Here is a 17625-nt window from a genome sequence, read left to right as displayed (position 1 = left end):
CGGCGTTCCTCGTTCGACGTGATGACAGAGGGCGGGATTTCTCCCGCCCCATACCGAAGCAAAACCAACCCCGACAGACAGGAGAAGACCGATGCGCGTGATGGTTCTGGTCAAGGCCGACAAGGATAGCGAAGCCGGCGTGATGCCGAGCGAAGGCCTCCTCACCCAGATGGGAGCCTACAATGAAGAGCTGGTGAAGGCCGGCGTGATGCTGGCGGGCGATGGGCTGCATCCGAGTTCGAAGGGGTTGCGCATGCGCTTCTCGGGCTCGCAGCGGACGATCACCGACGGCCCCTTCGCCGAGACCAAGGAGCTGCTCGCCGGCTTCTGGATCTGGCAGGTCCGCTCCTTCGACGAGGCGGTCGAATGGCTGAAGCGCGCGCCCTTCGACGGCGGCACCGAGATCGAACTGCGCCCGATCTTCGAGATGGAGGATTTTGGCGAGGCGCTGACGCCGGAATTGCGCGAGCAGGAGGAGCGCCTGCGTGCCGAGACGGCGAAGCGCACCGGCTGACGTTCCAAGGCAAATCGAACCGAAACGGGCGGCGCGAGGCGTCGCCTCTGCCCTTCTGCTTCAAGGAGAAGACCGATGCGCGTGATGGTTCTGGTCAAGGCCAGCAAGGACAGCGAAGCCGGCGTGATGCCGAGCGAAGACCTCTTCACCCAGATGGGCGCCTATAACGAAGAGTTGGTGAAGGCCGGCGTGATGCTGGCGATGGATGGGCTCCATCCGAGCTCGAAGGGGCTGCGCATGCGCTTCTCTGGCTCGCAGCGGACGCTCACCGACGGCCCCTTCGCCGAGACCAAGGAACTGCTGGCCGGCTTCTGGATCTGGCAGGTCCGCTCCTTCGACGAGGCGGTCGAGTGGCTGAAGCGCGCGCCCTTCGACGGCGGCACCGAGATCGAGCTGCGCCCGATCTTCGAGATGGAGGATTTTCGGCGAGGCGCTGACGCCGGAATTGCGCGAGCAGGAAGAGCGCCTGCGCGCCGAGACGGCGAAGCGCGCAGGCTGACCGATCAAAAAGCCCGAATATCCCATTCAATCCGGAGGGGTGCGAGGCGAGGCCTGCACCGCTCCAACTCAACGGAGAAGACCGATGCGTTTCATGGTGATGGTCAAGGCGACCAAGGACAGCGAAGCCGGCGCGGCGCCGACCCGCGAGCTGGTCGATGCGATGATGGCCTACAATGAAGAGCTGGTGAAAGCCGGCATCATGAAGGGCGGCGACGGCCTGCAGCCGAGCGCGAAGGGCGCGCGCGTGCAGTTCGACGGCGCCAGGCGCTCCGTCGTCGACGGGCCCTTCGCCGAGACCAAGGAGCTCGTCGCCGGCTACTGGATCTGGGAATGCAAGTCGCTCGACGAGGCGATCGAATGGGTCAAGCGCTGCCCCAATCCGATGCCTGGCCCGTCCGAGATCGAGATTCGCCCGGTCGTCGACTTCGCTGATTTCGGCGACGCGGTCTCGCCCGAAGCCGATGCGGCCTGGAAGCGCCTCAAGAGCGAGGTCGGCGACAACGGCTGAGCCGCTTGCCAGAGACGATCGCTGATGGTGTGTATCGCAGCCGATGACGGCAAGCGATGCACACCGCGCGATCGAGACGGTCTTCAGGATCGAGGCCCCCAGGCTGATCGCGGGCCTCGCCCGCGTCACCCGCGATGTCGGCCGGGCCGAGGAGCTGGCGCAGGACGCGCTCGTCGCCGCGCTCCAGCAATGGCCGGACGAGGGTGTGCCGCGCAATCCCGGCGCCTGGCTGATGCAAGCCGCCAAGCACCGTGCGCTCGACGGCCTCAGGCGCGCCAAGATGCTGCAGCGCAAGCATGACGAGATCGGCCGCGATCTCGACGAGGAGGCCGATCCGACCGCCGGGATCGAGGAGGCGCTCGACGACGAGCTCGGCGACGACCTGCTGCGCCTGATCTTCACCGCCTGCCATCCGGTGCTCGCGGTCGAGGCGCGGCTTGCGCTCACCTTGCGCCTGATCGGCGGCCTCACCACCGAGGAGATCGCCCGCGCCTTCCTGGTGCCGGAGCCGACCATGGCCCAGCGCCTGGTTCGAGCGAAGAAGGCGCTGGCCGAGGCCAGGGTGCCCTATGAGGTGCCGCACGGGCCTGAGCTTGGCGAGCGCCTCGCCTCGGTGCTCGAGGTGGTCTACCTGATCTTCAACGAGGGCTATGCCGCGACCGGCGGCGAAGACTGGGTGCGCCCGGCCTTGTGCCAGGAGGCGATGCGGCTTGGGCGCATCCTCGCTGGTCTCGCGCCGCAGGAACCCGAGGTGCACGGCCTTGTCGCGCTGATGGAGTTGCAGGCTTCGCGCCTGCGCGCCCGCATCGGGCCGGATGGCGCGCCGGTGCTGCTGCTCGACCAGAACCGGGCCCGCTGGGATCGCCTGCTGATCAACCATGGCCTCAAGGCGCTGGAGACCGCGCGGAGGCTTTCCGCCACGCCTAGCCCCTATGTCCTGCAAGCCGAGCTCGCCGCCTGCCATGCGCGCGCCCGCACTGCTGACGAGACCGATTGGCGCCGGATCGCGGCGCTTTACGGCGCGCTCGGCACGCTGACGCCATCGCCGGTGATCGAGCTCAACCGGGCTGTCGCGGTGTCGATGGCGGACGGGCCGGCGGCGGGGCTTGCGCTGGTCGATGCGCTCGCCGGCGCTCCGGCGCTGAAGAATTACCATCTCTTGCCGAGCGTGCGCGCCGATTTCCTGCTCAAGCTCGGCCGCCATGGCGAGGCGGAGGCCGAGTTCACCCGCGCCGCCGAGATGACCCGGAATCGGCGCGAGCGCGAGCTACTGCTCAGCCGGGCACAAACGGCGCGGCAGGCACGCGCGGCTGGCTGAGCCGGGTCACTCAGCCCTCGGCGACATCGTCGGCGAGGCGATACCAATCGGGCTGGTGCGACCGGTTATGGATCGCGGCCGGCGGCGAGAAGCCGGGATCGTCGAAGCTGCCGACCGAGACCGAGATCGCGCCCGGCATCGCTTCCGCCCGCATGAAGACCAGGCCGCCACAGCCGGGACAGAAGACCTGCTCGATCCAGCGGCCGGCATCGCTGCCGCGCCGCCAGACCGAGCTCTCGCCCTCGACCGCAACGATCGCACTGTCCGGGAAGATGGCGCGCCAGGCGAAGACCGAGCCGGTGGCGCGCCGGCACTCGCTGCAGGCGCAGAGATAGACGCGGCGCGGTTCGCCCGAGACGGTGAGCTTGAGACGCCGGCAGCCGCAACGGGCAATGCGTTGTGTGTGGGCTTCGGTCGCGGTGGTCGTAGCGGGGGGCAAGCGGATTTCTCCTGACAAGACGCGTGGCCGGCTCGGCTAGAAGGGCGTGCCCTTCAGCCGTCATTCGCTGCGCGAAATTCGAAAGGTTGGCGGCTTCGGTTCGAGCCGATGCCGCACTTGCCGGATATTTCGGGGTTTATTTCCAGAATTCAATTACTTACACGAAGGTAAGTGGCCGGGGAGATTCGATGCCCATCAGGATCAACTTGCCGGAGACATGCGGCCTCGGTCTGGCTCTGTCGGTAATCGGCGGCCGCTGGAAGTCGGTGATCCTGTGGGAGCTGCACGAGCGACCGCTCCGCTTCGGCGCGTTGCGCCGGCGTCTGCCGGGGATCAGCGAAAAGGTGCTTTACGAGCAGCTGCGCGAAATGGAGCGCGACGGTGTCGTCAGGCGCGAGGTCTTCGAGGAAGCGGTGTTGCGGGTCGAGTATTCACTGACGTCGGCGGGAGCCGCGCTCAACGACGCGGCCCATGTGCTGGCCGAATGGGGGCTCGCCCATGCCGGGCGGAGCACGCTTCAGGCTGCGGCCGAATAGTCAGTGGCGCGTGCCGATGGTGAAGCTGCCGTTGCGGATCTTCTCGGGCAGGGCCTCGGCGAAGACGGCGGTCGCTTCCTCGCCATAGGTCTCGACCAGCGTGCGCATCGCCGCGAACAGGGCGGCATGGGCGAGCGCGTCGGAATCGAGCCCATCCTGCCGCGCCTCGGCGAAGGCGTCCTCGACATAGCTATAGGCGACGTGACGGGCGTCCTTGACGTCCTCGGCGAGGGTCGGGTCGAGTGGCAGGTCGTCTGAGAGAGCGGACATGAAAGCAGCGGAACCCGGCGTCGAAAATAGCCCGTCGGACGGAACGATGTGGGCGCAAGCCGTAACCGTTCCAGTGATTTGCACGCCAAGGATACGGTTCATAGCCGGCGGGCGCCATCACGGTCTTTAAGAAAGGTTAATTCACGGGGGACAATTCTGCCTAAGAATGGCGCAGGCTCGTGCCGAAACTGGATAGCCGTGCGTCCTGTCGGACGCAAATGGCGATCCATCTCTTTGCCGGAGCATCGGATTGTTCCGAAAAGTGGCATCCACTTTTCGGTCCGAGGCTTTAGCCACCGAAGCGGCTGGCGAGCGCCTTGGCGAGCTTCTCGCCCTCCTGAGCGAGGCGGGCCGAGGCCTCCTGGCTGCCATCGCTGCAGGTGCGATGCGTCGCCGAATAGGCGCGGTAGCCGCGATTATAAGCGCCGGCCAGCCGCTCGCGTCGTTGCGGGCTGCGACCTTCCGATTCGAGCAGCGCGGCCATGCGTTCGCGCCAGTCCTGTGCCTCGCGGGTTTCGCAAAGCGTGCGCAGATAGGCGAGCGAGCCGATGATCTCGGCGAGCTTCAGCAATTGCGGCTCATAGGGTGGCGGCGGCGCTTCGGGCTCTGCCGGAGGCGGCTCGGCGGGCCGCTGCTGCGGCGGGGCCGGCCGCCGTGCCTGCGCCAGCAGCGTCTCGGGGCTCGCGGCCAGCACGGCCAGAAGCAGGGCGAGCGCTCGTTTCGTCATGCGCCGCCGTCGCTCGCGGCAATGGCGGCGGCGCGGCGCAGCACGTCGCCGAGTTCGCGCGTCGTCGGCAGGCCGCCCAATTTCAGCGGATCGGCCCACATCACCGCGCCTGCCTCGGGGCCGGGCTGCGGCTCGCCGGATATCCACTGCCCGACATAGGAGGCGATGACGAAATGATGGGTGACGACGCCCTTCGGATCGCGGCCGACGATCTCGACATGGCGGTTGAAGCCCAGGATGCGGGCGGTGACGCCGACCTCCTCCTCAAGCTCGCGCAAGGCCGCTTCCTCGAGGCTCTCGCCGGCCTCGACCTTGCCGCCGGGCAGCGACCAGAGCTGGTCGGCCGGCGGCTTGGTCCGCGTCGCCAGCAGGACCTTGCCGTCGCGGAAGACGGCGATCGAGGCGGCGAGCACCGGGCGCGCTGCCGCACGGGCGGGGTTGGGGAAGCGGATGACCTGCCCGCTGTCTTGCCCGCCGCCTTCGTCACTCACACGTGCTGTCCGCCATTGATGTGGAGCTCGGCGCCGGTGACATAGCTCGAGGCGTCGGTGCAGAGGAAATAGATCGCCTTGGCGACCTCCTCGGTCTTGCCGAGCCGCAGCAGCGGCAGTTTCTCGACGATCTTCTCGGTGCCGGGCGAGAGGATCGCGGTGTCGATCTCGCCGGGCGAGATCGAGTTCACCCGGATGCCGAGCGGCCCGAAATCGGCCGCCATCTCGCGGGTCAGGCTGGCGAGCGCGGCCTTCGAGGTCGCATAGGCGGCGCCGGCGAAGGGGTGGACGCGCGAGCCGGCGATCGAGGTGACATTGACGATAGCGCCCTTCGCCACGGTCAATTCATCGAGCAGGCCGCGCGCCAGCATGATCGGCGCGAAGAAATTGACCTGGAAGACCTGGTGCCAGTCGTTGAAGGAGGTCGTCGCTGCGCCGAGCCGGCCGCCCTTGGACCCTTTCGGTGAGATGCCGGCATTGTTGACCAACGCGTTGAGCTTGCCGCCCTCGGCGGCGAGGCGCTTCTTGATCTCGGCGATGCCGCGCATCGTGTCCTCGGGGTCGCCGAGATCGATCTGGACATGGTCGTCGGCACCCGACGGCCAGGGGCATTTGTCGGAGAAGGCCTGGCGCGAGCAGGACAGGATGCGCCAGCCGGCCATGGCGAATTGCATCACCGTGGCATGGCCGATTCCGCGACTGGCGCCGGTCAGCAGCATGACCGGACGCTTGCCGGCTTCCGTTTTCGGAAAGTCGAATGTGGGCATGGCCATTGGCGTTGTGACTTTCCTCAGGGGTAGAGCCGCGCCTTCGTCCAGGCTTCGCCCGGGGCGGCGCGGCGGAAGACGATGCGGTCGTGGAGGCGGAAGGCGCCGTCGCGCCAGAATTCGATATACACCGGGGCGATGCGGAAACCGGTCCAATGCGGCGGACGCGGCACCTCGCCGACGCCGAATTTCAACGCATAGCTCGCCACCGCCTTCTCGAGCGCGAACCTGCTCTCGAGCGGCCGCGACTGCTGCGAGGCCCAGGCGCCGATGCGGCTGTCGCGCGGGCGCGACTGGAAATAGGCATCGGCTTCGGCGTCGCTGACGCGGCTGACCGGGCCGCGGATGCGAATCTGCCGGCGCAGGCTCTTCCAGTGGAACAGCGCAGCCGCCTTGGGCTGGCCGTCGAGTTCCTCGCCCTTCTGGCTTTGCGTGTTGGTGTAGAAGACGAAGCCGTCGGGGCTGCGGCCATTCAGCAGGACCATGCGGACATTGGGCAGGCCGTCGGCGTCGACGGTCGAGAGCGCCATGCCGTTGGGGTCGTTCGGCTCGGAGGCCTTGGCCTCTTCCAACCAGCTTTCGAACAGGGCGAAAGGCTCGCCGGCCTCGGTGAAGTCACCGCTCGTTAACGCATTCACGTGCTTAGTCCTCGATAGGTTCAGGAAGCGTTGGGCGAGCGCGATCCGTAATGCGATTTGAGTTGCGAGACATATATAGAGCGTGCGGGCGAGGGAGCCAGAGGCCGTGTGAGCGCAGACCCCTTGCGCGCGCGGTATCGCTCGCCGGTGCGCTGCTGGTCGGGCTCGCAGCGTCGGGCTGTTCGATCTCCTTCCCGATCATGGGCCTGTCGAGCAAGGCTGAGGACGAGGTCGCGATGACGACGGCCTCCGTGCTCCCGGCCAGCCCCAGCGAGGGCAAGAGCCTGCTTGCTGCGCTCGCGCCTGACCTCGGCCCCGAGGATTGGCGCCGGGCCGAGGGCGCGCTGGCGATGGCGCTCGATCCGCAGGGCAATGGCGCGCCGGTCTCCTGGGATAATGCTCAAAGCGGCATGAAGGGAATGTTCACCCCCGTTGGCGGACCGTTCCTGAGATCGGACGAGATCTGCCGCGCCTTCCTGGCTTCGATGAGCCTGCAGACCGGCCCGGTGAAGCTGCAGGGCACCGCCTGCCGGCCGTCAGGCGGCGAATGGGCGGTCAAGGATGCCAAGACCTGGAAAGGCACGGCCTGAGCCTGTTGCCAAGACGCCACAGTCTTCCCATGTAGGAGGCGGTTCCGGTAGGTCGGAACACGAATCCTCCAGGGTGTTTTTGAATGCGTGATCCGTATCAGGTTCTGGGCGTGGCGAAATCGGCCGATGAAGCCGAGATCAAGAAGGCTTATCGCCGCCGCGCCAAGGATCTGCACCCCGACCGCAATCAGAGCGACCCGAAGGCGCAGGAGCGCTTCTCGGAGCTGAACACCGCCTACGAGGTCCTCGGCGATCCCGACAAACGCAAGCAGTTCGATCGCGGCGAGATCGACGCCGAGGGCAAGCCGCGCTTCACCGGCTTCGAGGGCATGGGTGCCGGCCGAGGCGGCGCGCATCAGGGCGGTTTCGAGTTCCATTCCAGCGGCGGCGGGGGGCCATTCGGCCGTGGTGGTGCCGATCCGGGCTTCGACCCCGCCGATATCTTCGGTTCGCTTTTCGGCGACGCTGCCAGGCGCGGCGGACGTGGCCGGGCGAGCCAGCCGCAAAAGCCGCCGGAGCAGAGCTTCACGCTCGAGGTCAACCTGGCCGAAGCGGTCAATGGCGCGATGCGCCGGGTCAAGCTGCCGGGCGGGCGCGAAGTCGAGGTGACGATCCCCGAAGGCGTCGCCGACGGCAAGATCATGCGCCTGCGCGGTCTCGGCCAGACGCATCCGCTCACCGGCGAGACCGGCGACGTGCTGATGACGATCAAGGTCCGGCCCGATCCGCGCTTCACCGTCGACGGCAACAACCTGCGCGCGCGCGTCGCGGTACCGCTGGCGACGGCGGTGCTCGGCGGGCCGATCCATGTGCCGACGCTGGGAGGCGCCGTCGAGATGAATGTGCCGCCGCTGACCGGCACGGCGCGCCAGTTCCGCCTGCGCGGCAAGGGACTGCCGGGCGAGAAGAAGGGCGAGCGCGGGGACCTGTTCGTTTCGATCGACATCGAGATGCCGGCCGAAGACACCGAGCTGACCGCGCTGATGAAAGCACGGGCCGGCTAGAGACCGGCTGAACAGGAATTCGGCAAAGGACGCTTCCACCCTTCGACGGCCTCGGTTATGAGACGACCCGTTCTACTCGCCGGTTCGTCCAGTTCGAAGGTCCCAGATGCCTGAATCCAGCAGCGCCGCCCCGACCGCCAATCTGCTCCGGGGTAAGCGCGGTCTCGTCATGGGTGTCGCCAACAACCGCTCGATCGCCTGGGGCATTGCCAAGGCGGCCGCGGATGCCGGCGCCGAACTGGCCTTTACCTATCAGGGCGATGCGCTGAAGAAGCGGGTCGAGCCGCTGGCGAAACAGCTCGGCGGCCACGTCGTCGGCCATTGCGACGTCACTGACCCCGCTACGATCGATGCGGTCTTCGCCGAGATCGAGACGCTCTGGGGCAAGCTCGACTTCGTCGTCCACTGCATCGCCTTCTCCGACAAGGACGAGCTCACCGGCCGCTATGTCGATACGACCGAGGCGAATTTCTCCAAGTCGCTGCTGATCTCCTGCTATTCCTTCACGGCGATCACCCAGCGCGCCGAGAAGCTGATGCCGGATGGCGGCTCGCTGCTGACGCTGACCTATTACGGCGCCGAGAAATGGATGCCGCATTACAACGTCATGGGCGTCGCCAAGGCGGCGCTGGAATCGAGCGTGCAGTATCTCGCCGCCGACCTCGGCCCCTCGAAGATCAGGGTCAACGCGATCTCGGCCGGGCCGATCAAGACGCTGGCCGCCTCGGGTATCGGAGACTTCCGCTATATCCTGCGCTGGAACGAGTACAACTCGCCGCTGCGCCGCACCGTGACCATCGAGGAAGTCGGCGAGACCGCGGTCTTCCTGGTCTCCGACATGTCGCGCGGCATCACCGGCGAGATCATGCATGTCGATGCCGGCTATCATGTCGTCGGCATGAAGGTGCCGACCGCGCCGGACATCTCGCTCGACAAGGGCGAGTGAGTCTCAGCCCGGCCGAGCTGCCAGCATATCCTTCAGGCGCTGGCTTCCATCAGCGTCACGGCTGACGTCCTGGCTCGCGATCGCCGCCAGGAGCGCCGCTATGCTGCGCGCCCCGATCGTGATCGTCGGTGCAATCTCCGCGAGCGGAGCCAGCACGAAGGCGCGCTCGGCGATGCGTGGATGCGGAACCTGAAGGCCGGGCCGCTCGATCGTCTGCCCGCCATAAGTCAGGATGTCGATGTCGAGTGTGCGCGGCCCCCAGCGCTCGCGCCGCTCGCGGCCGCTCTCGCGCTCGATCGACAGGCAGAGCGCGAGCAGGTCGTCGGCTGACACAGAGGTCTCGATCAGCACCGCCATGTTGCGGAATTCGGGTTGGTCGAGCTTGCCCCAGGGCGCCGTGCGCCAGACCGAGGAGGCGGCCTTCAGCTCCACGGCGGCGTGAGCGCGCAGCCGCGCCAATGCTGCCGCGAAGGCCGCGACCGGATCGCCGAGATTGCCGCCGAGGCCGAGCGTCGCCTCAACGCTCACGCGTGAAATCCAGCTTGATGCCGACCGATTCCATCCGGCCTGGAATCGGCGGAGCGGGCTTTCGCAAAGTGACCGCGACCTTGGTCACCGCCGGATATTCCGCCAGGATCGCCTCGGCCAGCGCCCGCGCGGCCGCTTCCAGCAGCTTGAAGCGCTTGCCGGAGAAGGTCCGTGTGACCAGGCCGACGACCTCGCCATAGTCGACGGTGTCGGCGAGGCTGTCGCTGAGCGAGGAAGCGCGCAGGTCGCAGTCGAGGACGAGGTCCATCGAGAAGCGCTGGCCGAGCCGGCCCTCTTCGGCGAAATGCCCGTGATAGGCGTAGAGGTCGAGCGCCTCGATGAAGATCTGCCCCGTCGCGCTCATCGTGCTTCTCCGATCGCTGCCCAGATTTTCAGCGCGTCGACATGCTCGTCGACGTCATGGGCGCGGATGATGGCGGCGCCTTGGGTGACGCCATAGAGATGCGCGGCGATGCTGGCGGCGACGCGCTCGGCCGGAACCGCCTTGCCGACGACATGGCCGAGCACCGATTTGCGCGAGGCGCCGAGCAGGACCGGGCAGCCGAGCTCGGCGAGCCGGCCGAGCTCCTTCATCAGCAGCAGCGATTGCTCGGCGGTCTTGCCGAAGCGGCCGATGCCGGGATCGACGACGATCTGGCTGCGCGGCACACCGGCTTCAACCGCGATCGCGATCGAGCGTTCGAGGAAGCGCATGACCTCGGCGAGGATGTCGAGCCCCGGATCGACCTCTTCGCGGTTGTGCATCAGGATGATCGGCGCGCCATGGCGGGCCGCGATGCCGGCGATGGAGGGATCGCGCTGCGCACCCCAGACATCGTTGACGATGGAGGCGCCGGCCTTCAGCGCCGCGTCGGCGACCTCGGCCTTGTAGGTGTCGATCGAGATCGGAACATCGCTTTGGGCGGCGATGCCAGTGATCACCGGCAGGACCCGGGCGAGCTCGCTGTCCGCATCGAGGCGGATGTGGTCCGGCCTCGTCGACTCGCCGCCGATATCAACGATGTCGGCGCCCTGCTGCGCCAGTTCCAGCCCGTGCGCGACCGCGACCGCCGGGTCGGCGAAGAGGCCGCCATCGGAAAAGGAATCCGGGGTGACGTTGACCACGCCCATCAGCAGGGGCCTGGCGCCGAGGCTGAGCCTGCGGCCATCGGGCAATGTCAGCGTGGCGTTCATGCGGCGATCGAGCGATGCGAGAGCCTGCCTCTTACACAGGGCGTCGGCGCGCGGCCACCACAAAGCTCACAAGGCAACTCCTGCGGCGCTTTCGTCGCTTTGACGTCGGTGCCGCCAGCGTGCATGAGGCGGGACATGACCGCCTTGACGATTCCCGGCCGCCTCTTCCTCGTCCGCCACGGCGAAACCGACTGGAATCGCGAGGGCCGGTTGCAGGGCGGGAAGGACATCCCGCTCAACGCGCTCGGCCGCATGCAGGCCGAGGAGGCGGCTCGGCGGCTGAAAGAGCTGACGCCGGACTACGCGACGGTGGACTATCTCTGCTCGCCGATGGAGCGGGCGCGGGAGACGATGAGGATCCTGCGCCGCGAGCTCGAGCTGCCGCCGGAGGAGTTCCGCCTCGACGAGCGCCTGCGCGAACTGACCTTCGGTGACTGGGAAGGCTTCACCTGGCGCGAGGTCCGCAAGAGCGAGCGCGAGCTCGCCCAGGCGCGCGAGCGCGACAAATGGGGTTTCGTGCCGCCGGGCGGCGAGAGCTACCGGATGCTGGCCGAGCGGATTCGGCCCGTGCTCGAAGGGCTTGCGCCCGATACGGTGATGGTCAGCCATGGTGGTGTGGCGCGGGCTGTGCTGGCGCTGGTCGGAGCGGTCGGTACAGCGGATGCGGCGCGCGTCGAGATCTGGCAGGGCAAGATCCTGGTGGTCGAGGGCGACAAGGCGACGTGGATGTGACAGTCGGGCGCAAAAGCACGCCGGCGCTTAACCGCATCCCGTCTTCTCGCTTGCCGTTCAGGCGAGGTTCAGCCACATCTTCGATGGTACAGTCGGCTGGTGAGTGCTCGCGCGGCTGCGAGCGTCCGGCCGGAAGACAGGCGGGCGCGTCGTCACGGGGAGACGGCCGGCCGGCATGAAGTGCAGTCCGGGCGCAATCGCCAGGACCTGCGGCGGGGCAGGATGAACGACATCACTACAGTGTCGGCGGGTACCGCCGGTCCAGGCGCGACGGCGCTTGCGATGCTGGCGGGCGAGAAGCGGCCAGAGCTGCTGCGCGACGAGGTGCTCGCCGAGATTTTCGCGGCGAGCGTGTCGGCGCGTCCCGATCACATCGCGATGATCTCCGGCGAACGCCGGCTTAGCTATGCGCAAGTCTGGGCAGAGGCGCAGGCGCAGGCTCGCGGCCTTGCGCTTGCTGGCGTCGGCCCGGGCGACATGGTCGGCCTGTGGATGCCACGCGGCATCGACCTGCTCGTGGCACAGATCGCGATCACGCTGTCTGGCGCAGCCTGGCTGCCCTTCGATGCCGAGGCGCCGGTCGAGCGCATCGCCATCTGCCTGGAGGACGCCAGCGCCAAAGGACTGGTGACGCAGACCGACTGGAAAGTGCGCGCCGCGGCGACGGGCCGCACCGTCTGGTGCCCGCAGCAACTTGCCGAAGCGAGCGACGGCCAGGCGCTGCCGGCGCGGGCGCCGGGCCTCACATCAGATCACCCCGCTTATCTGATCTACACTTCGGGCTCGACCGGCACGCCCAAGGCGATCGTCATCAGCCAGCGCAACATCTGCCATTTCCTGCGCTCGGGGAACGCGCTCTACGGCATGGGGCCGGACGACGTCGTCTTCCAGGGCGCCTCGGTCGCCTTCGACCTGTCGATGGAGGAGATCTGGACGCCTTATCTCGTCGGCGCGACGTTGTTCGTCGCGACACCGCAGATGATGGGCGACGCCGAGAAGCTGCCGTCGATCCTGAACGAGGCCGGAGTCACCGTAATCGACACGGTGCCGACGCTGCTCGGCATCCTGCCGGACGATATCCCGTCGCTGAAGCTGATCCTGCTCGGCGGTGAGGCGCTGCCGCCCGCGATCGTGCAGAAATGGTCGAAGCCGGGCCGGCGCATCTTCAACACCTATGGGCCGACGGAAGCGACGGTGGTCGCGACCGCCGCCTCGGTCGAGCCGGGCGATACGGTGACGATCGGCAGGCCGATCCCGAATTACACCGCCTATATCGTCGACGAGGCGATGACGCTGACCGGCGTCGGCCAGCAGGGCGAATTGCTGATCGGCGGCCCGGGCGTCGCCAAGGGCTACCACCTGCGGCCGGAGCTCACGGCCGAGAAGTTCATCGCCAATCCGTTCGGCGGCTCGGACGATCCGATCCTCTACCGCTCCGGCGATGCCGTCAGCCTCGATGGCGACGGCAACATCGTCTTCCACGGCCGCATCGACGACCAGGTCAAGATCCGCGGCTTCCGCGTCGAGCTCGGCGAGATCGAAACGGCGCTTTCGGACGAGGCCGGCATCGGCCAGGCGGCGGTGGTGCTGCGGACCGATGACGGCATCGAGCGGCTCGTCGCCTTCCTGGTCGGCGAGCCCGGCGTGCAGATCGAGGGCACGGTGCTGCGCGCCTCGCTGCGCGAGAAGCTGCCGCCCTACATGATCCCGGCGCATTTCGAGCCGATAGGCTCGCTGCCGCGCATGGTTTCCGGCAAGGTCGACCGCAAGATGCTGAAGGCGGCGCCCTTGACGGCGCCGGCCGCGACCGGTGAGCAGGAGCCGCCGCGCAACGAGACCGAGGGCGCCCTGCTCGACGCGGCCAAGCGCGTGCTCGGCGCGCAGGCGCTGCCGCTGGAAGCGGACTTCTTCGTCGATCTCGGCGGCCATTCGCTGCTGGCGGCGCGCTTCATTTCGATCGTGCGCGAGACGCCGGCCTATGCCGGCATCACGCTGCAGGACGTCTATGGCGCGCGCACTCTGCGGGCGATGGCGGAACTGCTCGATGCGCGCGGCGTGCGGGCCGAGGAGGATCTCTCCTTCACGCCGCCGCCGCTGCTGCGCCGCTTCCTCTGCGGGCTGGCGCAGGCTGTGGCGCTGCCGATCATTATCAGCCTGTCGACGGCGCAATGGCTCGGCATCTTCGTCAGCTACATGCTGCTCTCCGGCGAAGAATTGTCGGCGATGGCGCAGGTCTTCGCGCTGCTCGGCATCTATGTCGCGATCACCATCATCACCGGGCTCATCTCGATCGGCCTGAAATGGCTGGTGCTCGGCCGGACCAAGCCCGGAACCTACCCGCTCTGGGGCGCCTACTATTTCCGCTGGTGGTTCGCCTCGCGCGTTGCCGGGCTCGTGCACATCAAATGGTTGCAGGGCACGCCGGTGATGCGCTTCTACTGGCGCCTGCTCGGCGCCAGGGTGGGGCGCGACGTCATCATCTCGGATTATGAGGCTGGCGCGATCGACCTCGTCGAGCTCGGCGACGGTACGACGCTGGGCTCGAAGACCACCTTCGCCAATGCCGAGGCAATCGGCGCCGATTTCATCATCGGTCGGATCACGATCGGCAAGGACGTCTATGCCGGCTCCTCGGTCGTGTTTGGCCATGGCTGCACTGTCGGCGACCATGCCGAGATCGGCGATCTGACCGCGATCGGGCCGGGCGCCAAGATCGGCGCGGCCGAGATATGGGACGGCTCGCCGGCGCGCAAGACCGGCATGGTCGATCTCGAGGCGCTGCCGGAGCAGGCACAGGCGAGCGGGCGGCGGCGAACGGCGATGACGCTGTTCTACATCGTCATGTTGATCGCGCTGCCGCCGATCAGCCTTCTGCCGATCTTCCCGGCCTTCTGGCTGTTCGACAAGATCGACGACTGGGTCTCGACCTGGTCCGACATCAGCTATCTCTGGTATCTGCCGATCCTGACCTGGCCGACGGCGATCGGCCTCATCACCATCACCGTCTTCCTGATCGCGGCGCTGCGCTGGGCGATCCTGCCGCGCGTCTCCTCCGGCTCATATTCGATCCATTCCGGCTTCTACGCCCGCAAATGGACGGTGGCGCTGGCGACCGAGGTGACTCTGGAGACACTGTCGTCGCTGTTCGCAACGATCTACATGCGCTTCTGGTACCGGATGATGGGTGCGCGCATTGGCTCCGGCGCCGAGATCTCGACCAATCTGTCGGGGCGCTATGACATCACCGGCATTGGCGCCGGCAACTTCATCGCCGACGAGGTGATCTTCGGCGACGAGGACATGCGGCGCGGCTATATGCGCCTCGACATGACCCGCACCGGCGAGCAGGTCTTCGTCGGCAACGATGCGGTCGTTCCGCCCGGCGCCGTCATCCCCGACCGGGTGCTGATCGGCATCAAGTCGAAACCGCCGGCGAACGAACTGATGAGCGCCGGCGACACCTGGTTCGGCTCGCCGCCGATCAAGCTGCCGACGCGGCAGAAGGTCGATCTCGGTGCCGACTGGACCTACAAGCCCTCGCTCGGCAAGAAGCTGGCGCGCGCCGGCTTCGAGGCGCTGCACACCTCCTTCCCGGCGATGCTGTTCATCACCTTCGGCACCATCGCCGTCGATCTTGTGCTGCAGCAGAAGATATTCGATCGCGACTGGATGGGCTTAGGCCTCGCCTTCATGGGCTGCGCCGTCGTCATCGCCATCACCCAGGCGCTGATCTGCGCGCTGATGAAATGGCTGCTGATGGGCGTCTACAAGCCGGTGATGAAGCCGATGTGGTCGTTCTGGGCGATGCGCACGGAGGCGGTCTCGGTGCTCTACTGGGGCCTCGGCGGCAAGGTGCTGTTCGACTATCTGCGCGGGACGCCGTTCCTGCCCTGGTTCCTGCGCCTGTTCGGCGCGCAATACGGCCAGGGCGTTTGGCTGGATTCAACGGATATCACCGAGTTCGACTGCATCAAGGTCGGCGATTTCTGCACGGTCAACGCCCATTCGGCCCTGCAGACCCATCTCTATGAGGACCGGGTGATGAAGGTCGGCCGCGTCCATCTCGGCAAGGGCGTCTGCGTCGGCGCCGGCGCGACCGTGCTCTACGACACCCATGTCGGCGACTACGCGCAGGTCGGCCTGCTCACGGTGATCATGAAGGGCGAGAACCTGCCGGCGAACACGCGCTGGGAAGGCGCACCCGCGGTGCCGGCAGCGGCCCCGCAGCACTGAACGAAATGCACTTGTACTGCAACCCTTGAGTGCATTAGGTGTCCCGGCCCATCTTGGGCCGGGGGATACCATGACGATCAAGATTTTCGCCGCGCTCGGCATTGCGGCAATTGTGTTAGGCGGTTGCAACGCTGCTCATACGACAACAACGAAGGTCAATACGCCTGTTCTGGCCTACGCATTTACGATGTACACGGACGGATCGTGCTGGGCGTGGGAGCCCCCTGAGGTTTCGATTGAGACGGCGCCGACGCATGGGCGGGTGACCCATGCGCTGGTCAAGCACCCGCTCAAGCTGCCCGGCGACAAATGCGATGGCAAGATCGTCGACTATCGCGTGTCGCTCTACACGCCAAATTCCGGCTTTCGCGGTCAAGATCGTCTGACTTTAAAGTATGACGGCATCCGCAACGATGGCGGTGGACGCTTTGTCACGAGCAAGGACGTCGTCATCGACGTGAAGTGAGCCGGAGCACGGCGGGTTCCGCCATTGCCGAAATGCGGCTAAGAGCCTGACGCGTCATTCGCGTCAGGCTGCTCATGTCTCACAACACCTTCGGCCATCTCTTCCGCGTCACCACCTTCGGCGAGAGCCATGGGCCTGCGATCGGCTGTGTCGTCGATGGCTGCCCGCCGCTGATCCCGCTGAGCGAGGCCGAAATTCAGCGCGACCTCGACAAGCGCCGGCCCGGCCAGTCGCGCTATACGACGCAGCGCCAGGAGCCGGACGCTGTCCGCATCGTCTCCGGCGTCTTCGCCGACGAGACAAGCGGCGAGCAGGTCACCACGGGCACCTCGATCGGGCTGATGATCGACAATGTCGACCAGCGCTCGAAGGACTATTCCGAGATCAAGGACAAGTACCGGCCCGGCCATGCCGATTTCACCTATGACGTGAAATACGGCATCCGCGACTATCGCGGCGGCGGGCGCTCTTCGGCGCGCGAGACGGCGATGCGGGTTGCGGCCGGAGCGATCGCGCGCAAGGTCGTTCCTGGCATGGTGGTTCGCGGTGCGCTGGTCCAGATGGGCCCGCACAAGGTCGATCGCGGCAACTGGGATTGGGATGAGATTTCCCGCAACCCGTTCTTCTGCCCCGATGCCAAGGCAGCCGAGCGCTTCGCCGATTATCTCGATGGCATCCGCAAGTCCGGCTCCTCGATCGGGGCCGTGCTGGAGATCGTCGCCGAAGGCGTGCCGGCGGGCCTGGGCGCGCCGATCTACGGCAAGCTCGACGCCGAGATCGCCGCGGCGCTAATGAGCATCAATGCGGTCAAAGGCGTCGAGATCGGCGAGGGCTTCGCCGCCGCCGAGCTGTCAGGCGAGGAGAATGCCGACGAGATGCGCGCCGGCAATGACGGCAAGCCACTCTTCCTCTCCAACCATGCCGGCGGCATCCTCGGCGGTATCTCGACCGGCCAGCCGATCGTCGCCCGCTTCGCGGTCAAGCCGACCTCGTCGATCCTCTCGCCGCGCGCCACGGTGAACCGCACCGGCGGTGAGACCGAGATGTTCACCAAGGGCCGGCATGACCCCTGCGTCGGCATCCGCGCCGTGCCGGTCGGCGAAGCCATGGTCGCCTGCGTGCTGGCGGATCAGTTCCTGCGCCACCGCGCGCAGGTCGGTGTGGTCGAGCCGCGCTGGCCGTTCGGGCAGTAACAAAAGCGTCATTCTGCGGCTTGTCCCGAG

21 protein-coding genes are annotated in these 17625 nt (G+C 67.0%); 12 read left to right on the top strand and 9 right to left on the bottom strand.

Annotated features, from left to right (window positions below; translation table 11 throughout):
- The first annotated feature begins 91 nt into the window (after positions 1–91).
- The 4 genes from QO058_RS12070 to QO058_RS12055 all read left to right on the top strand — a co-directional run bounded on the left by QO058_RS12070 (position 92) and on the right by QO058_RS12055 (position 2841).
- Positions 92–514: a YciI family protein gene (locus QO058_RS12070; RefSeq protein ID WP_284172273.1), complete on the top strand. Its 423-nt coding sequence runs from the start codon at positions 92–94 to the stop codon at positions 512–514.
- Positions 515–589: 75 nt separating this feature from the next.
- On the top strand, positions 590–1192 hold the full coding sequence (locus QO058_RS12065) for a YciI family protein (protein ID WP_347976376.1): 603 nt from the start codon (positions 590–592) through the stop codon (positions 1190–1192).
- Complete coding sequence (locus tag QO058_RS12060) at positions 1098–1523, top strand: YciI family protein (protein ID WP_284172272.1); 426 nt, start codon at positions 1098–1100, stop codon at positions 1521–1523. The genes QO058_RS12065 and QO058_RS12060 overlap by 95 nt, the downstream gene beginning before the upstream one ends.
- A 43-nt stretch (positions 1524–1566) precedes the next feature.
- Positions 1567–2841, top strand: a complete 1275-nt coding sequence (locus tag QO058_RS12055; RefSeq protein ID WP_284172270.1) for an RNA polymerase sigma factor — start codon at positions 1567–1569, stop codon at positions 2839–2841.
- Between the two features lie 10 nt (positions 2842–2851).
- Here QO058_RS12055 and QO058_RS12050 read toward each other — a convergent pair whose 3' ends face one another.
- The gene (locus QO058_RS12050; protein WP_284172268.1) at positions 2852–3280 is read right to left on the bottom strand and encodes a GFA family protein; all 429 of its coding nucleotides are present in this window, start codon (positions 3278–3280) and stop codon (positions 2852–2854) included.
- 188 nt (positions 3281–3468) lie between these two features.
- On the opposite strand from QO058_RS12050, the gene QO058_RS12045 reads away from it, so the two are divergent.
- Positions 3469–3816, top strand: coding sequence for a winged helix-turn-helix transcriptional regulator (locus QO058_RS12045; protein ID WP_284172266.1), 348 nt, complete (start codon positions 3469–3471; stop codon positions 3814–3816).
- Here QO058_RS12045 and QO058_RS12040 read toward each other — a convergent pair whose 3' ends face one another.
- The 5 genes from QO058_RS12040 to pdxH all read right to left on the bottom strand — a co-directional run bounded on the left by QO058_RS12040 (position 3817) and on the right by pdxH (position 6709).
- A complete protein-coding gene (locus QO058_RS12040; RefSeq protein WP_110492788.1) occupies positions 3817–4086 on the bottom strand; it encodes a hypothetical protein in 270 nt (89 codons plus the stop codon). It abuts the gene before it with no gap.
- A 289-nt stretch (positions 4087–4375) separates the two neighbouring features.
- Complete coding sequence (locus QO058_RS12035) at positions 4376–4813, bottom strand: TIGR02301 family protein (RefSeq protein WP_284172264.1); 438 nt, start codon at positions 4811–4813, stop codon at positions 4376–4378.
- Positions 4810–5304, bottom strand: a complete 495-nt coding sequence (locus QO058_RS12030; protein ID WP_284172262.1) for an NUDIX hydrolase — start codon at positions 5302–5304, stop codon at positions 4810–4812. Before QO058_RS12030 ends, QO058_RS12035 begins: the two co-directional genes overlap by 4 nt.
- Entirely contained in the window at positions 5301–6023 is a 723-nt protein-coding gene (locus QO058_RS12025) for an SDR family NAD(P)-dependent oxidoreductase (protein ID WP_284172874.1), read from the bottom strand. The genes QO058_RS12030 and QO058_RS12025 overlap by 4 nt, the downstream gene beginning before the upstream one ends.
- Positions 6024–6094: 71 nt before the next feature.
- Positions 6095–6709, bottom strand: a complete 615-nt coding sequence (gene pdxH / locus QO058_RS12020) for a pyridoxamine 5'-phosphate oxidase (RefSeq protein ID WP_284172261.1) — start codon at positions 6707–6709, stop codon at positions 6095–6097.
- Between the two features lie 236 nt (positions 6710–6945).
- Between pdxH and QO058_RS12015 the strand changes: the two genes are divergently transcribed.
- From QO058_RS12015 to fabI, 3 genes are all read left to right on the top strand, one after another.
- A complete protein-coding gene (locus QO058_RS12015) occupies positions 6946–7299 on the top strand; it encodes an RT0821/Lpp0805 family surface protein (RefSeq protein ID WP_284172260.1) in 354 nt (117 codons plus the stop codon).
- Between the two features lie 83 nt (positions 7300–7382).
- Positions 7383–8303 carry a DnaJ C-terminal domain-containing protein gene (locus tag QO058_RS12010; RefSeq protein ID WP_284172259.1) on the top strand — a complete coding sequence of 307 codons (921 nt, stop codon included), beginning with the start codon at positions 7383–7385 and terminating at the stop codon, positions 8301–8303.
- A gap of 106 nt (positions 8304–8409) precedes the next feature.
- Complete coding sequence (gene fabI / locus QO058_RS12005) at positions 8410–9249, top strand: enoyl-ACP reductase FabI (protein ID WP_284172258.1); 840 nt, start codon at positions 8410–8412, stop codon at positions 9247–9249.
- A 3-nt stretch (positions 9250–9252) separates the two neighbouring features.
- On the opposite strand, the gene folK is transcribed toward fabI, so the two are convergent.
- From folK to folP, 3 genes are read right to left on the bottom strand one after another with little or no spacing between them, the layout of a single operon-like run.
- Entirely contained in the window at positions 9253–9777 is a 525-nt protein-coding gene (gene folK / locus QO058_RS12000) for a 2-amino-4-hydroxy-6-hydroxymethyldihydropteridine diphosphokinase (RefSeq protein WP_284172256.1), read from the bottom strand.
- The gene (gene folB / locus QO058_RS11995; RefSeq protein ID WP_284172255.1) at positions 9767–10141 is read right to left on the bottom strand and encodes a dihydroneopterin aldolase; all 375 of its coding nucleotides are present in this window, start codon (positions 10139–10141) and stop codon (positions 9767–9769) included. The genes folK and folB overlap by 11 nt, the downstream gene beginning before the upstream one ends.
- On the bottom strand, positions 10138–10971 hold the full coding sequence (folP, locus tag QO058_RS11990; protein ID WP_284172253.1) for a dihydropteroate synthase: 834 nt from the start codon (positions 10969–10971) through the stop codon (positions 10138–10140). Before folP ends, folB begins: the two co-directional genes overlap by 4 nt.
- A gap of 135 nt (positions 10972–11106) precedes the next feature.
- Here folP and QO058_RS11985 point away from each other — a divergent pair, with 135 nt between their 5' ends.
- The 4 genes from QO058_RS11985 (at position 11107) to aroC (ending at position 17595) form a co-directional block, all read left to right on the top strand.
- The gene (locus tag QO058_RS11985) at positions 11107–11703 is read left to right on the top strand and encodes a histidine phosphatase family protein (RefSeq protein WP_284172251.1); all 597 of its coding nucleotides are present in this window, start codon (positions 11107–11109) and stop codon (positions 11701–11703) included.
- Positions 11704–11925: 222 nt separating this feature from the next.
- The gene (locus QO058_RS11980; RefSeq protein WP_284172250.1) at positions 11926–15936 is read left to right on the top strand and encodes a Pls/PosA family non-ribosomal peptide synthetase; all 4011 of its coding nucleotides are present in this window, start codon (positions 11926–11928) and stop codon (positions 15934–15936) included.
- A 70-nt stretch (positions 15937–16006) separates the two neighbouring features.
- Positions 16007–16402, top strand: a complete 396-nt coding sequence (locus QO058_RS11975) for a hypothetical protein (protein ID WP_284172248.1) — start codon at positions 16007–16009, stop codon at positions 16400–16402.
- 74 nt (positions 16403–16476) lie between these two features.
- Positions 16477–17595, top strand: a complete 1119-nt coding sequence (gene aroC, locus QO058_RS11970) for a chorismate synthase (RefSeq protein ID WP_284172247.1) — start codon at positions 16477–16479, stop codon at positions 17593–17595.
- Positions 17596–17625: the final 30 nt, after the last annotated feature.

The sequence above is a fragment of the Bosea vestrisii genome (assembly GCF_030144325.1).
GTDB lineage: Bacteria > Pseudomonadota > Alphaproteobacteria > Rhizobiales > Beijerinckiaceae > Allobosea > Allobosea vestrisii_A.
The sequence above is the reverse complement of the archived record's forward strand: the minus strand, read 5'-3'. Positions and strand labels throughout refer to the sequence as shown.

What these genes read in the sequence shown, in the direction of transcription:
- folP (WP_284172253.1), bottom strand. Translation starts at nt 10,971, where the DNA reads ATGAACGCCACGCTGACATTGCCCGATGGCCGCAGGCTCAGCCTCGGC.
- fabI (WP_284172258.1), top strand. Translation starts at nt 8,410, where the DNA reads ATGCCTGAATCCAGCAGCGCCGCCCCGACCGCCAATCTGCTCCGGGGT.
- QO058_RS12010 (WP_284172259.1), top strand. Translation starts at nt 7,383, where the DNA reads ATGCGTGATCCGTATCAGGTTCTGGGCGTGGCGAAATCGGCCGATGAA.
- QO058_RS12065 (WP_347976376.1), top strand. Translation starts at nt 590, where the DNA reads ATGCGCGTGATGGTTCTGGTCAAGGCCAGCAAGGACAGCGAAGCCGGC.
- QO058_RS12040 (WP_110492788.1), bottom strand. Translation starts at nt 4,086, where the DNA reads ATGTCCGCTCTCTCAGACGACCTGCCACTCGACCCGACCCTCGCCGAG.
- QO058_RS12015 (WP_284172260.1), top strand. Translation starts at nt 6,946, where the DNA reads ATGACGACGGCCTCCGTGCTCCCGGCCAGCCCCAGCGAGGGCAAGAGC.
- QO058_RS12025 (WP_284172874.1), bottom strand. Translation starts at nt 6,023, where the DNA reads ATGCTGCTGACCGGCGCCAGTCGCGGAATCGGCCATGCCACGGTGATG.
- QO058_RS12045 (WP_284172266.1), top strand. Translation starts at nt 3,469, where the DNA reads ATGCCCATCAGGATCAACTTGCCGGAGACATGCGGCCTCGGTCTGGCT.
- QO058_RS11975 (WP_284172248.1), top strand. Translation starts at nt 16,007, where the DNA reads ATGACGATCAAGATTTTCGCCGCGCTCGGCATTGCGGCAATTGTGTTA.
- QO058_RS11985 (WP_284172251.1), top strand. Translation starts at nt 11,107, where the DNA reads ATGACCGCCTTGACGATTCCCGGCCGCCTCTTCCTCGTCCGCCACGGC.
- QO058_RS12035 (WP_284172264.1), bottom strand. Translation starts at nt 4,813, where the DNA reads ATGACGAAACGAGCGCTCGCCCTGCTTCTGGCCGTGCTGGCCGCGAGC.
- aroC (WP_284172247.1), top strand. Translation starts at nt 16,477, where the DNA reads ATGTCTCACAACACCTTCGGCCATCTCTTCCGCGTCACCACCTTCGGC.
- QO058_RS12060 (WP_284172272.1), top strand. Translation starts at nt 1,098, where the DNA reads ATGCGTTTCATGGTGATGGTCAAGGCGACCAAGGACAGCGAAGCCGGC.
- QO058_RS11980 (WP_284172250.1), top strand. Translation starts at nt 11,926, where the DNA reads ATGAACGACATCACTACAGTGTCGGCGGGTACCGCCGGTCCAGGCGCG.
- QO058_RS12070 (WP_284172273.1), top strand. Translation starts at nt 92, where the DNA reads ATGCGCGTGATGGTTCTGGTCAAGGCCGACAAGGATAGCGAAGCCGGC.
- QO058_RS12055 (WP_284172270.1), top strand. Translation starts at nt 1,567, where the DNA reads ATGACGGCAAGCGATGCACACCGCGCGATCGAGACGGTCTTCAGGATC.
- folB (WP_284172255.1), bottom strand. Translation starts at nt 10,141, where the DNA reads ATGAGCGCGACGGGGCAGATCTTCATCGAGGCGCTCGACCTCTACGCC.